Origin of the sequence: Oceanobacillus sp. AG, from assembly GCF_009746545.1 — a bacterium.
Lineage (GTDB): Bacteria > Bacillota > Bacilli > Bacillales > Amphibacillaceae > Oceanobacillus > Oceanobacillus indicireducens.
On the sequence record NZ_WOWT01000026.1, the window covers coordinates 20,046 to 34,409 of the forward strand.

General features: G+C 42.0%; 17 protein-coding genes. All 17 read right to left on the bottom strand.

The window, feature by feature from the left end; translation table 11 throughout:
* Positions 1 to 8 precede the first annotated feature (8 nt).
* Complete coding sequence (gene rplN, locus GN217_RS13880; protein WP_156857261.1) at positions 9 to 377, bottom strand: 50S ribosomal protein L14; 369 nt, start codon at positions 375 to 377, stop codon at positions 9 to 11.
* Positions 378 to 420: 43 nt separating this feature from the next.
* Positions 421 to 684, bottom strand: coding sequence for a 30S ribosomal protein S17 (gene rpsQ / locus GN217_RS13885; protein WP_156857262.1), 264 nt, complete (start codon positions 682 to 684; stop codon positions 421 to 423).
* Positions 685 to 710: 26 nt separating this feature from the next.
* A complete protein-coding gene (rpmC, locus tag GN217_RS13890; RefSeq protein WP_156857263.1) occupies positions 711 to 911 on the bottom strand; it encodes a 50S ribosomal protein L29 in 201 nt (66 codons plus the stop codon).
* Complete coding sequence (gene rplP / locus GN217_RS13895) at positions 901 to 1,335, bottom strand: 50S ribosomal protein L16 (RefSeq protein ID WP_156857264.1); 435 nt, start codon at positions 1,333 to 1,335, stop codon at positions 901 to 903. The genes rpmC and rplP overlap by 11 nt, the downstream gene beginning before the upstream one ends.
* 17 nt (positions 1,336 to 1,352) lie before the next feature.
* On the bottom strand, positions 1,353 to 1,994 hold the full coding sequence (gene rpsC, locus GN217_RS13900; protein ID WP_156857265.1) for a 30S ribosomal protein S3: 642 nt from the start codon (positions 1,992 to 1,994) through the stop codon (positions 1,353 to 1,355).
* 3 nt (positions 1,995 to 1,997) lie between these two features.
* Positions 1,998 to 2,339, bottom strand: a complete 342-nt coding sequence (gene rplV, locus GN217_RS13905; protein WP_156857266.1) for a 50S ribosomal protein L22 — start codon at positions 2,337 to 2,339, stop codon at positions 1,998 to 2,000.
* A gap of 21 nt (positions 2,340 to 2,360) precedes the next feature.
* Positions 2,361 to 2,639: a 30S ribosomal protein S19 gene (rpsS, locus tag GN217_RS13910; protein ID WP_156857267.1), complete on the bottom strand. Its 279-nt coding sequence runs from the start codon at positions 2,637 to 2,639 to the stop codon at positions 2,361 to 2,363.
* A 57-nt stretch (positions 2,640 to 2,696) separates the two neighbouring features.
* A complete protein-coding gene (gene rplB, locus GN217_RS13915; protein WP_156857268.1) occupies positions 2,697 to 3,527 on the bottom strand; it encodes a 50S ribosomal protein L2 in 831 nt (276 codons plus the stop codon).
* Between the two features lie 29 nt (positions 3,528 to 3,556).
* On the bottom strand, positions 3,557 to 3,844 hold the full coding sequence (gene rplW, locus GN217_RS13920) for a 50S ribosomal protein L23 (protein ID WP_156857269.1): 288 nt from the start codon (positions 3,842 to 3,844) through the stop codon (positions 3,557 to 3,559).
* A complete protein-coding gene (gene rplD / locus GN217_RS13925; RefSeq protein WP_156857270.1) occupies positions 3,844 to 4,467 on the bottom strand; it encodes a 50S ribosomal protein L4 in 624 nt (207 codons plus the stop codon). Before rplD ends, rplW begins: the two co-directional genes overlap by 1 nt.
* A gap of 25 nt (positions 4,468 to 4,492) precedes the next feature.
* Complete coding sequence (gene rplC, locus GN217_RS13930) at positions 4,493 to 5,125, bottom strand: 50S ribosomal protein L3 (protein WP_156857271.1); 633 nt, start codon at positions 5,123 to 5,125, stop codon at positions 4,493 to 4,495.
* Positions 5,126 to 5,152: 27 nt separating this feature from the next.
* On the bottom strand, positions 5,153 to 5,461 hold the full coding sequence (gene rpsJ / locus GN217_RS13935) for a 30S ribosomal protein S10 (protein ID WP_156857272.1): 309 nt from the start codon (positions 5,459 to 5,461) through the stop codon (positions 5,153 to 5,155).
* A 585-nt stretch (positions 5,462 to 6,046) separates the two neighbouring features.
* On the bottom strand, positions 6,047 to 7,237 hold the full coding sequence (gene tuf, locus GN217_RS13940; protein WP_156857273.1) for an elongation factor Tu: 1,191 nt from the start codon (positions 7,235 to 7,237) through the stop codon (positions 6,047 to 6,049).
* Positions 7,238 to 7,361: 124 nt separating this feature from the next.
* Entirely contained in the window at positions 7,362 to 9,440 is a 2,079-nt protein-coding gene (gene fusA / locus GN217_RS13945; RefSeq protein WP_156857274.1) for an elongation factor G, read from the bottom strand.
* A 42-nt stretch (positions 9,441 to 9,482) separates the two neighbouring features.
* Positions 9,483 to 9,953: a 30S ribosomal protein S7 gene (gene rpsG, locus GN217_RS13950; RefSeq protein ID WP_156857275.1), complete on the bottom strand. Its 471-nt coding sequence runs from the start codon at positions 9,951 to 9,953 to the stop codon at positions 9,483 to 9,485.
* Between the two features lie 40 nt (positions 9,954 to 9,993).
* Positions 9,994 to 10,410 carry a 30S ribosomal protein S12 gene (rpsL, locus tag GN217_RS13955; RefSeq protein WP_156857276.1) on the bottom strand — a complete coding sequence of 139 codons (417 nt, stop codon included), beginning with the start codon at positions 10,408 to 10,410 and terminating at the stop codon, positions 9,994 to 9,996.
* A gap of 319 nt (positions 10,411 to 10,729) precedes the next feature.
* Positions 10,730 to 14,338, bottom strand: a complete 3,609-nt coding sequence (rpoC, locus tag GN217_RS13960) for a DNA-directed RNA polymerase subunit beta' (RefSeq protein ID WP_156857277.1) — start codon at positions 14,336 to 14,338, stop codon at positions 10,730 to 10,732.
* Between the last annotated feature and the right edge of the window lie 26 nt (positions 14,339 to 14,364).

Below are 14,364 nucleotides of genomic sequence, written 5' to 3' on the forward strand. Positions count from 1 at the left end.
AGATTCACTTATAATACTTCTGGAGCAAGAGATACGATTTTCATGAATTTAGCATCACGTAATTCACGTGCAACCGGGCCGAAGATACGAGTACCTCTTGGGCTTTGGTCATCACGGACAATTACTGCAGCATTTTCATCAAAACGAATATATGAACCATCTATACGACGCGCACCAGATTTAGAGCGAACGATAACTGCTTTAACGACGTCACCTTTTTTGACAACGCCTCCTGGTGTTGCTTTTTTCACTGAGCAAACTACTACATCACCAATATTCGCAGTCTTACGGCCTGATCCGCCTAAAACTTTAATTGTCTGTAGTTCACGAGCACCAGAGTTATCTGCAACTTTCAAACGACTTTCTTGTTGTATCATAACACTGTTACCTCCCTTCGGATCTGTTCCGAATCAACTTAAATTAGATAATGATCGCTTCTTCTATGATTTCCACTAGGCGGAAACGTTTTGTAGCTGAGAGTGGACGTGTCTCCATAATGCGCACGATGTCACCAGTCTTCGCTTGGTTGTTTTCATCATGTACTTTGAGCTTTTTGGAATACTTTACACGTTTACCATATAATTTATGAACTTTATACGTTTCAACTAATACAGTAATGGTTTTGTCCATTTTGTCAGAAACAACGCGGCCTGTGTATACTTTACGATTGTTACGTTCAGACATACTTGATTAAACCTCCTCTCTTCAAGTCAGTTATTTGCGGTTAATTCACGTTGACGTGCAACGGTTTTTAAACGAGCAATTGATTTACGTACTTCACGAATACGTGCAGTGTTTTCCAACTGACCTGTAGCAAGCTGGAAGCGTAAATTAAATAATTCTTCTTTTAGTGATTTTACCTTTTCATCAATTTCGGCAGTGGTTAATTCTCTTATTTCTTTAGCCTTCATTGCTTTCACCACCAATTTCTTCACGTTTTACAAATTTCGTTTTAATCGGCAATTTGTGAGAAGCAAGACGTAAAGCTTCGCGTGCTACTTCTTCATTCACTCCTGCGATTTCAAACAAAATTTTCCCTGGTTTTACTACTGCTACCCAGCCTTCTGGAGCACCTTTACCGGAACCCATACGTACTTCTAATGGTTTTGATGTATAAGGTTTATCCGGGAAAATTTTAATCCATACTTTTCCGCCACGTTTCATGTAACGTGTCATTGCAATACGGGCAGCTTCAATCTGACGACTTGTAATCCAGCTAGCTTCTGTAGCTTGTAGACCGTATTCTCCAAATGAGACTGCTGTACCGCCTTTTGCTTGGCCTCTCATTTTACCACGGTGTTGTTTACGATATTTTACACGTTTAGGCATTAACATACAAAGTGCCCCCTTCCTTAGTTTTCTTTTTTAGTTGGAAGGACTTCCCCACGATAAATCCACACTTTAACGCCAAGCTTACCGTACGTTGTATCAGCTTCAGCGTGAGCATAATCAATATCAGCACGTAATGTGTGTAGTGGTACTGTTCCTTCACTGTAATGTTCTGCACGAGCGATGTCCGCACCGCCGAGACGTCCAGATACTTGAGTTTTAATTCCTTGTGCACCAGCACGCATTGTACGTTGAATAGCTTGCTTCTGCGCACGACGGAATGAGATACGGTTTTCTAATTGACGCGCGATGCTCTCAGCAACTAGTTTCGCATCAAGATCAACCTTTTTAATTTCCACAATGTTGATGTGAACTCTCTTACCAGTTAATTTATTTAATTCTTTACGTAGAGCTTCAACTTCTGAACCGCCCTTACCAATTACCATTCCTGGCTTACCAGTGTGAATCGTAATGTTCACTCGGTTTGCTGCACGTTCAATCTCGACAGAAGAAACAGCAGCAATCTTTAAGCGGTTATCAAGGAATTCTCTAATTTTAATATCCTCATGTAGTAAGTCTGCATAGTCTTTATCAGCGTACCATCTTGACTCCCAGTCTTTAATGATTCCTACGCGAAGACCCGTTGGATTTACTTTTTGACCCACTAACTACCCCTCCTTCTTTTCAGTTACCACAACTGTAATGTGGCTTGTGCGTTTATTAATTTGACTTGCACGTCCTTGAGCACGTGGACGGAAACGTTTCAATGTAACACCTTCATTTACATATGCTTCGGAAACAACCAGGTTGTCTGTATCCATTTCGTAGTTGTGTTCTGCGTTTGCGACTGCAGAGTTCAACACTTTCTCTACGACTGGGGAAGCACTGCGAGGTGTGTTCTTTAAGATTGCGATTGCTTCACCAACATCTTTTCCTCGAATTAAATCAACGACTAAACGTACCTTACGAGGAGCGATACGAACCGTTTTTGCAACAGCTTTTGCTTGCATGCGAAGTAGCCTCCTCTCAAATTAGCGATTTGTTTTCTTATCGTCACCAGAGTGTCCTCTGAATGAACGAGTTGGCGCGAATTCACCTAATTTATGTCCAACCATATCTTCTGTTATATAGACCGGAACATGTTTGCGTCCATCATATACTGCAATTGTGTGACCAACAAAGGATGGGAAGATTGTAGAACGGCGAGACCAAGTTCTAATCAGTTGTTTCTTGTCACTCTCGTTCATTTCATCCACCTTTTTCAATAGATGGTCATCTGCGAAAGGTCCTTTTTTCAAACTACGACCCATGGATAAACCTCCTTCCAGAGCTTAGAGACGGGGTTATTCGTCTCCCGTCCTATTCATTTATTTTTTACGTTTACGAACGATATACTTATTAGACGGCTTGTTGCGTTTGCGTGTCTTGTAACCAAGTGTTGGTTTGCCCCATGGTGATAATGGTGACGGCATACCGATTGGTGAACGACCTTCTCCTCCACCGTGCGGGTGATCATTCGGGTTCATAACAGATCCGCGAACTGCTGGGCGCTTGCCTAACCAACGAGAACGTCCTGCTTTACCAACACGGATTAGTTCATGTTCAATGTTTCCAACCTGACCAATTGTTGCACGGCATGTGCTTAACACTAAACGAACTTCTCCTGATGCCAAACGAACGAGTGTGTATTTACCTTCGCGACCTAAGATTTGTGCTTCTGCACCAGCTGAACGAGCTAATTGACCGCCACGACCTGGTTTTAATTCTACGTTATGGATAATCGTTCCTACCGGAATATTTTCAAGCGGGAGAGCGTTACCTGTTTTAATATCAGCCTCAGCACCTGATTCAACTACTTGACCTACTTGAATTCCTTTTGGAGCTAGGATATAACGTTTTTCTCCATCTGCATAATGAACTAATGCAATGTTTGCTGTGCGGTTCGGGTCGTATTCAACTGTAGCAACGCGTCCTGGTATTCCATCTTTGTCACGTTTGAAATCGATAAGACGGTATTGACGCTTGTGACCGCCGCCTTGATGACGAACAGTAATTCTTCCTTGGTTGTTACGTCCAGCTCGTTTGTTGAGTGGAGCTAACAAGGTTTTTTCTGGGGTATCCGTAGTGATTTCTGTGAATGATGATACAGACATATTACGTCTACCATTTGAAGTTGGTTTAAACTTCTTAATCGCCATCTTTTTTCCCTCCTTCACCTAAATGATTTTTAGCCTTCAAAGAAGTCCAGTTCTTTACTGTCTTCCGAAAGCTCTACGATAGCTTTTTTGCGATCTGAACGGTACCCGCTATATTGGCCCATTCTCTTAAGTTTACCTTTAAGGTTAAGCGTATTTACTTTCTCTACTTTAACGCCGAAGATAAGTTCTACTGCGTCTTTAATTTCTGTCTTGTTCGCTTTAGGGTCTACTTCAAAAGTATATTTCTTATCTGCCATTAAATCAGCACTGTGTTCTGTAATGACAGGGCGCTTTATAATATCACGTGGATCTCTCATTATGCAAGCACCTCCCCTGCTTTTTCGACCGCTTCCTTCGTAATAACTAACTTGTCATACGTTATTAAATCGAGAACATTCAATTCTTCTACAGTAAGTACTTTAACTGCTTGAAGGTTGTTTGCTGAACGAACGATAGTTTCTTCTCTATCAGCAGTCACGATTAATGCTTTGTCATCTACTTTTAATGCATCTAGTAAATTAATGACTTCTTTTGTTTTTGGTGTCTCAATTGCAAGTGACTCTAAAACAAAGATGCCTTCTTCTTTTACTTTAGAAGCTAAAGCGGATTTAAGAGCTAAGCGACGAACTTTCTTTGGCAGCTTGTAGCTGTAGCTGCGTGGTGTAGGTCCGAATACTACGCCACCGCCAACCCATTGTGGTGAACGAATGGATCCTTGACGCGCACGTCCAGTTCCTTTTTGACGCCACGGTTTACGACCACCACCGCTTACTGCAGAACGGTTTTTAACAGCGTGTGTACCTTGGCGAACTGATGCGCGTTGCATAACAACTGCTTCGTGTAACACGTGTTCGTTAGGTTCAATGCCGAAAACTGCTTCGTTTAATTCTACTTCTCCTGCATTACTTCCATCTTGTTTAAACAATGTTACTTTTGGCATGACAAATCCTCCCTTCTTCTAATGATTAATTTCCTTTTATTGAACTTGTAATTTTAACGTAAGATTTTTTCGCGCCTGGAACATTTCCTTTAACTAGTAGTAGGTTTCTTTCTTCATCCACACTTACTACTTCAAGGTTTTGAATTGTCACTTGTTCGCGACCCATTTGTCCTGGCAATTTTTTACCTTTGAATACTCTTGATGGGTCTGCCGCCATAGCCATTGCACCTGGACCTCTGTGGTAGCGGGATCCGTGACTCATTAGACCACGAGCTTGATTGTGGCGCTTAATGTTACCTTGGAATCCTTTACCTTTAGAAGTTCCTGTTACATCAATCTTTTCTCCGGCTTCAAAAGTACTAACGCTAATTTCCTGACCTACTTCATAGTCATCGATATTAGCAGTACGGATTTCACGAACGTAGCGCTTAGGATTGGTACTCGCTTTTTCAGCATGACCTTTTTCCGCTTTACTCGCACGTGATTCTTTCTTGTCTGCAAAACCTAATTGAATGGCAGTATATCCGTCATTCTCTTCTGTTCTTTTTTGTAATACGACGTTTGGCTCAGCTTGAATAACTGTTACAGGGATTAATTCACCAGCTTCAGAGAATAACTGAGTCATGCCGATTTTACGACCTAAGATTCCTTTCGTCATCCGTTACACCTCCTATAAAAACTTAAATTATAATTTAATTTCAATATCAACACCAGATGGTAGATCTAATCTCATCAATGAGTCTACTGTTTTTGGTGTTGGGTTCACAATATCGATCAAACGCTTATGAGTACGCATTTCGAATTGCTCACGAGAATCCTTATATTTATGAACCGCACGTAATACGGTAAATACGTTTCTCTCTGTCGGTAATGGAATCGGTCCGGACACGTTTGCTCCCGAACGTTTTGCCGTTTCAACAATCTTCAATGCTGACTGATCTAAGATACTGTGATCATAAGCTTTCAAACGAATTCTGATTTTCTCTTTTGCCATTATTTTCCCTCCTTCGCCCATATTAATATAGACATACTCCATGAAAATTTCTCAGCACAGCGCCATGGCAAAGCGGCCGGGTGTGCCAACAACCTTTCACTTCATCGCCTTTTTTTGACCAACATTAACATTATACACATAAATGTCTGTCAAAGCAATCCTTTTTATTACTCACGATTCGATTGCACATCTATATATTATACGCAGGTTTCCGTTGAATTGCAAGACTTTATCAAGGTTTTTCGCAAGTTTTTTCAAGGGAAATGCATATTTTTTAAAATTGCGAGCATATAGATGATAATAACCCTTCTTTTTAGAGAAATATAAACGGTTTAAAGCATATTTCTCTAAGATAGTCGCTTCTATCAAGCTCCACCGCTCTCATACACTTTCGCTTTCTGCGGGCAGCTGATGATCCTCAGCGCACAGGACATGCTAATGCAGACGTTGCCACAGAACGCCCGCGAAAAGAAAAAGCGAGAGGCATCGGGACTGCAGACCCTGAAAAGAAATGCATCTTGCTGATTTACCTACATAAAAAAACAGGCAACTAATCTAGTTGCCTGTTTTTTTATAGGTTTAGACTTATTTAGTGATTTCTGTAACTACGCCAGAACCTACTGTACGTCCACCTTCACGGATAGAGAAACGAGTTCCGTCTTCAATCGCGATTGGTGAAATAAGTTCTACGCTCATTTCAACGTTGTCACCAGGCATTACCATTTCAACGCCTTCTGGTAGTTGAACAACGCCAGTTACGTCTGTTGTACGGAAGTAGAACTGTGGGCGGTAGTTACCGAAGAATGGAGTATGACGTCCACCTTCTTCTTTTGATAGAACATAAACTTCAGCTTTGAAGTTTGTATGTGGTGTAATTGATCCTGGCTTAGCAAGAACCTGACCACGGCTAATGTCTTCACGAGCTACCCCACGAAGCAATGCACCGATGTTGTCTCCTGCTTCTGCATAATCAAGAAGCTTACGGAACATTTCAACACCTGTAACAGTTGTTTTACTTGGAGCTTCGTTAAGACCGATGATTTCAACTTCATCTCCAACTTTAACTTCTCCACGCTCAACACGGCCAGTTGCTACTGTACCACGACCTGTAATAGAGAATACGTCCTCTACAGGCATCATGAATGGTTTGTCTGTGTCGCGTTCTGGAGTTGGAACATATTCGTCAACAGCTTTCATTAGTTCAACGATTTTCTCTTCGTACTCTGCAACACCTTCAAGTGCTTTAAGAGCAGAACCAGCGATAACTGGTACATCGTCACCTGGGAAGTCGTATTCTGTTAATAGGTCACGAACTTCCATTTCTACTAATTCAAGTAATTCTTCGTCGTCAACCATGTCAACTTTGTTTAGGAATACTACGAATGCAGGCACTCCAACGTTACGAGAAAGTAGGATGTGCTCACGAGTTTGTGGCATTGGGCCATCAGCAGCAGATACTACTAGAATAGCACCGTCCATTTGTGCAGCACCTGTGATCATGTTCTTAACGTAGTCTGCGTGTCCTGGGCAGTCAACGTGTGCGTAGTGACGAGTTTCAGTTTCGTATTCTACGTGAGAAGTAGCGATTGTAATACCACGTTCTTTTTCTTCTGGTGCGTTGTCGATTTGGTCGTAACCTCTTGCGTCACCATCACCGTTTACTTTTGCCATTACAGTTGTAATTGCAGCAGTTAGTGTAGTTTTACCATGGTCAACGTGTCCAAGAGTTCCAACGTTAACGTGCTGTTTGGAGCGGTCGAATTTTTCTTTAGCCATTTTATAGTTCCTCCTTTAATTAAATAAAAGTAATTATATTTTTTATGCTAACTAAGGAATAATTAAGATAGATTATTCTCTAGTCCTCACTAATTGTTATACGTTAGTTCCGTAAAAAAATCAATTATTGTCCAGCGTTTTTCTCAATAATTTCTTGAGAGATGCTCTTCGGTACTTCTTCATAATGATCGAATGTCATTGTATACGTACCCCGACCTTGAGTATTAGAACGTAGAGCTGTTGCGTAACCAAACATTTCAGAGAGTGGCACGTACGCTTTAACAAGCTGTGCGTTATCGCGAGCTTCCATTCCTTCAATACGTCCACGACGGGAAGTTACGTCACCCATGATGTCTCCCATGTATTCCTCTGGAATAACAATTTCAACATACATCATCGGCTCAAGCAGAACTGGATTACATTTGTTCTTCGCTGCTTTTAATGCCATTGAAGCTGCAATCTTAAACGCCATTTCGTTAGAGTCAACATCGTGATAGCTACCATCATATAGTGTTGCCTTCACATCGATTAATGGATATCCAGCTAATACACCAGTTTCAAGTGCTTCTTCGATACCTTGCTCAACAGATGGGATATACTCACGAGGAACAACCCCACCAACAATAGCGTTTTTGAATTCAAATCCAGCACCTTCATCATTCGGCTCAAACTTAATCCAAACGTGTCCGTATTGTCCACGTCCACCAGATTGACGAATGAATTTACCTTCTACTTCCGCAGGTGTACGGAATGTTTCACGGTAAGCAACTTGTGGTGCACCAACGTTAGCCTCTACTTTGAACTCACGTTTCAAACGGTCAACAATAACGTCAAGGTGAAGTTCACCCATTCCCGAGATGATCGTTTGACCAGTTTCCGAGTTTGTTTCCGTCTTGAATGTCGGATCCTCTTCAGCAAGTTTCGCTAGCGCTGTCCCCATCTTATCTTGGTCTGCTTTCGTCTTCGGCTCAATTGCTACCTGGATTACCGGCTCAGGGAATTCCATAGACTCTAAGATAACTGGGTTTTTTTCATCGCAAAGCGTATCCCCAGTTGCAGTGTCTTTTAGTCCAACTGCTGCGGCAATTTCTCCAGCGTAAGCAACAGAAATTTCCTCACGGGAGTTAGCGTGCATCTGAAGGATACGACCAACACGTTCACGTTTGTCTTTCACTGTGTTTTTCACGTAGGAACCGGACTCTAACATCCCAGAGTAAACACGGAAGAATGTCAATTTACCAACGAACGGGTCAGTCATTACTTTAAATGCCAACGCAGCAAATGGTGCATTGTCATCTGATTCACGTGTAACTTCTTCTTCTGATCCTGGAACGATACCTTCGATTGCAGCAACATCTGTTGGAGCTGGAAGGTAGTCAATTACACCATCAAGAAGTAATTGTACACCTTTGTTCTTGAATGCAGAACCACAGAATACCGGGTAGAAATCTACGGATAGAGTAGCTTGACGAATTGCTTTTTTCAATTCATCTTCTGTGATCTCTTCACCTTCAAGATATTTCATCATTAAATCTTCGTCTGTTTCAGCAACAGCTTCGATTAATTCTGCACGAAGCTCTTCAGCCTGGTCTTTTAACTCAGCAGGGATTTCGGTTGCTTCATCGACTGTACCTAAATCATCTTTATAGAAGTGAGCTTCCATTTTGATTAAGTCAATGATTCCATTAAATTCGTCCTCTGCACCAATTGGCATTTGAACTGGATGTGCATTCGCACCTAAACGGTCTACCAACGTTTTAGTTGCATATAAGAAATCAGCACCTGTTTTATCCATTTTGTTAATGAATACCATCCTTGGTACACCATATGTTGTAGCTTGGCGCCATACTTGTTCCGTTTGCGGTTCAACACCAGATTGTGCATCAAGAACCGTCACCGCACCATCAAGAACTCTTAGTGAACGCTCAACTTCAACTGTGAAGTCCACGTGCCCTGGAGTATCAATAATATTGATTCGATGGTTTTTCCATTGAGCTGTTGTAGCAGCGGATGTGATTGTAATTCCACGTTCCTGCTCCTGCTCCATCCAGTCCATTTGTGACGCACCTTCGTGCGTTTCACCAAGTTTGTGAATACGTCCTGTATAGAAAAGAATACGCTCGGTTGTAGTGGTTTTACCAGCATCGATATGTGCCATAATCCCAATATTTCGCGTCTTTTCCAAGGAGAACTCTCTAGCCATGTATTCTTCTCCTTCCTATTAAGTGCTTTTATTAGTTTAATCTTACCAACGATAGTGAGCGAATGCTTTGTTCGCTTCTGCCATCTTATGCATTTCTTCACGGCGTCTAACTGCTGCGCCCGTGTTGTTAGAAGCATCGATTATTTCATTAGCAAGTCTATCTTCCATTGTTTTCTCACCGCGCAGACGGGAGTAATTTACAAGATAACGTAAACCTAAAGCTTGACGACGTTCTGGACGAACTTCAATCGGTACTTGATAGTTAGATCCCCCAACACGACGTGCACGCACTTCAAGTACAGGCATTACATTCTTCATTGCTTGTTCGAAAACTTCCATTGGATCTTGTCCTGTACGCTCTTGAACAAGGTTGAATGCTTTATAAAGTATCTTTTGCGCTTTACCTCTCTTCCCGTCAACCATAATTTGGTTGATGAGGCGAGTAACTAATTTTGAGTTATAAAGTGGATCTGGTAAGACATCGCGCTTAGGTACTGGTCCTTTACGTGGCATATGTCTACCTCCTTTCTTCTCTATCTGATTTCAAGCATTATTAATTTTCTTTCGGTTTTTTCGCACCGTACTTGGAACGTCCTTGCATACGTCCTTCCACACCTGCAGTGTCAAGTGCACCGCGGACTACGTGATAACGTACCCCAGGCAAGTCTTTTACACGTCCACCGCGAAGTAAAACAACGCTGTGTTCTTGTAAGTTGTGACCAATTCCAGGGATGTATGCAGTAACTTCCATATTATTAGATAAACGAACACGTGCATATTTACGTAATGCTGAGTTCGGCTTCTTAGGAGTTAGTGTACCAACACGAGTACATACACCACGTTTTTGCGGGGAGTTTAGTTTTGTGAACTGCTTTTTAAAGCTGTTGTATCCTACGTTAAGTGCAGGAGAGTCATACTTTTTCGGCTTGCTCACACGACCTTTACGAATTAATTGGTTAATTGTAGGCATTTTATATTTTCCTCCTTTCTCTTCATTTATAAATAATTGCAATGTGCTATTTAGAAGTGAGATGTAACACCACACATCCAGGTGGTTCATTCTAAGGTAAAAAAGAATGATTGGTAGAAAATCCACCAAAACTTTTCTTTATTGCTATAGTGAAGCACCAACTTCTTAAACGTTTGCTTCGATCCTCTAAAAATAACAAGTGGAATCGGAAGCACCTTGAATATAGTAACATTGACGCTTTTCAAAGTCAATATTTTCTTTGTAAATTTTCAGGTGCTTCCAGATTTTTTCACTTATTTAGCTTAAACCTTTCGACCGGTTATTGTACAGTTTCTTCCGTCTCTTCGAATTCCTCTAATTCAGGCTGATCTAATCCAGCTTCAATTGTGCGGTATTGTTGCATACCTGTACCTGCCGGAACAAGCTTACCGATAATGACGTTTTCCTTCAGGCCGAGGAGCTCATCACGTTTTCCTTTAATTGCAGCATCTGTAAGAACACGTGTTGTTTCTTGGAAGGATGCGGCAGATAAGAAGGAATCTGTTTCAAGAGAAGCTTTTGTAATCCCCAACAGGACTGGTTTTCCAATCGCAGGATTTCCACCGTTTAGAAGTACTGGTTTGTTAATTTCCCTGAACTGATGTAATTCTAACAAGGCGCCTGGCAGAGCGTCGGTATCTCCTGCGTTAATAACACGGATTTTACGAAGCATTTGACGTACCATTACTTCGACGTGCTTATCGCCAATTTCAACACCTTGCATCCGGTATACCCGTTGCACTTCACGCAATAGGTAATCTTGAACACCTTCGACACCTTTTACGCGTAGTAATTCTTTCGGGTCAACTGAACCCTCTGTCAGTTCTTGACCTGCTTCCACTTGGTCACCTTCTGACACTTTCATTCTGGCGTTATATGGCACAGAATAGGAGCGTTGCTCAACCGGACTTTGGATCACAATTTCGTACTTGTCTTTCGTTTCTTTAATTTCTTGGACAGTACCTGCGATTTCCGTAATTGCGGCTTCCCCTTTTGGATTACGCGCTTCAAATAATTCTTGAATACGCGGTAAACCTTGGGTAATATCATCTCCTGCAACCCCACCAGTGTGGAATGTACGCATCGTTAACTGTGTACCTGGTTCACCAATGGACTGAGCAGCGATAATACCAACCGCTTCTCCAACTTCCACATCCGAACCCGTTGCAAGATTTCGTCCATAACATTTCTGACAAACGCCATGTTTTGTATTACATGTGAACGCAGTACGAATCGTGACTTCTTCGATACCAGCATTAATGATTTCTTTCGCCCGGTCTTCGCTAATCATTTCGTTATGCCCAACAATGACTGTTTTATTTTCCGGATGAACAACATCGTTGAATGCTGTACGTCCTACCAAACGGTCAAATAGTGGTTCAATTACTTCCGATCCATCTTCCAGGGATTTCACGACAAGTCCACGGTCTGTTCCGCAGTCTTCTTCACGGATAATAACATCTTGCGCAACGTCCACGAGACGTCTCGTCAAGTAACCGGAGTCCGCCGTCTTAAGCGCCGTGTCCGCCAGTCCTTTACGAGCACCGTGTGTCGAGATGAAGTATTCAAGAACTGTTAATCCTTCACGGAAGCTAGACTTGATTGGAAGTTCAATAATCTTACCAGACGGGTCAGCCATGAGTCCACGCATACCAGCAAGCTGTGTGAAGTTGGACGCGTTACCTCTCGCTCCAGAATCACTCATCATGTAAATCGGGTTCTGGTTATCGAGGGACTCCATCAGTTTCTCCTGAATGTAATCCTTCGCCTGTGTCCAGATTGCAATAACACGATCATAGCGTTCTTCTTCTGTTACAAGCCCGCGACGGAACTGCTTGAGTACCTTATCGACTTTCTCCTGTGCTTCATCCAGAATCTTCTCTTTACCCGGCAAGACGACGATATCTGAGATACCTACTGTCATACCAGCTTTTGTCGAGTATTTGAAACCTAAGTCCTTCATGCGGTCAAGCATTTTAGATGTTTCAATAATCTTAAAGCGTTTAAAGACTTCAGCGATAATATCGCCAAGGAAACCTTTCTTAAACGGCTTAACAATTTCACTGTTTTTAATTAATTCTGTTACATCTGCTCCCGTTTTTACAAAGAATTTATCTGGTGTTTTTTGCTCCAGATTTGTCCGTGTTGGTTCATTAATATACGGGAAAGAGTCTGGTAGTATTTCATTGAAGATCAGTTTTCCAACGGTTGTAATTAATAGTTGGTTGTTCTGCTCTTCTGTAAATGTCTTGTTATTTAAACTTCCCGCTTGAACAGCGACTCTCGTATGCAGGTGGACATTTCCATTATAGTAAGACATGAGCGCTTCACTCGTGTCTTTGAAAATACTTCCTTCACCGATTGCACCTTCACGTTCTAGTGTTAGGTAATAGTTACCTAAAACCATATCCTGTGAAGGAGTAACGACAGGCTTACCATCCTTAGGGTTAAGGATATTCTGTGCCGCTAGCATGAGAAGGCGCGCTTCCGCCTGAGCTTCAGCGGATAATGGAACGTGAACAGCCATCTGGTCTCCGTCAAAGTCAGCATTATAAGCTGTACATACGAGCGGATGCAAGTGAATTGCGCGACCATCTACGAGTGTTGGCTCAAATGCCTGGATTCCTAAACGGTGCAGGGTAGGTGCACGGTTTAAAAGCACTGGATGTTCCTTAATCACTTCTTCCAGTACATCCCATACATCCGGATGAACCCGTTCAATTTTACGTTTTGCAGATTTAATGTTGTGCGCAAGTCCTCGATCAACCAATTCCTTCATAATGAACGGTTTGAATAGTTCAAGCGCCATTTCTCTTGGTAATCCACATTGATACATTTTTAAATTAGGACCAACTACGATAACCGAACGTCCGGAGTAGTCCACACGTTTTCCGAGCAGGTTTTGACGGAAACGACCTTGCTTCCCTTTCAGCATATGAGAGAGAGATTTTAATGGTCGGTTTCCTGGACCAGTAACCGGTCGACCTCTACGTCCGTTATCAATTAGCGCATCCACCGCTTCTTGAAGCATTCTTTTTTCGTTTTGCACAATAATACCTGGTGCTCCGAGGTCTAGTAATCTTTTCAGACGGTTGTTTCTGTTGATTACACGACGGTATAAGTCGTTCAAGTCGGATGTTGCAAAGCGGCCACCATCAAGTTGTACCATTGGGCGGATTTCTGGAGGAATAACCGGTAGGACGTCTAAAACCATCCAATCCGGTTCATTTCCGGAATGACGAAAAGCTTCCATGACTTCAAGACGCTTGATTGCCCTCGTTCTGCGTTGTCCTTGAGCAGTTTTTAGTTCTTCACGCAATGCTTTTACTTCTTTATCCAAATCAATATCCTGGAGAAGCTTACGAATTGCTTCCGCACCCATTTCAGCCCGAAAGGATTTTCCGTATTTATCATAATACGCCCGATATTCTTTCTCGGATAATAGTTGTTTTTTCTCAAGTGGTGTGTTGCCTGAATCTGTAACAATATAAGCAGCAAAGTAAATGACTTCTTCTAAAGCTCGTGGTGACATATCAAGTACTAATCCCATCCGGCTTGGAATTCCTTTGAAATACCAAATGTGGGATACCGGTGCAGCAAGTTCAATATGCCCCATTCTTTCACGTCGTACTTTTGCTTTTGTCACTTCTACTCCACAGCGATCACATACGACACCTTTGTATCTAACACGCTTGTATTTTCCGCAATGACATTCCCAGTCCTTTTGCGGACCGAAAATTCTTTCACAGAACAGGCCATCTTTTTCCGGTTTCAGCGTTCGATAGTTAATTGTTTCTGGTTTCTTCACTTCACCGAAAGACCACGAACGGATTTTCTCAGGGGAAGCTAAACCAATTTTCATATATTCAAACGTATTTACATCTAGCAAGGGGCAATCCTCCCTTATTTAGTGTG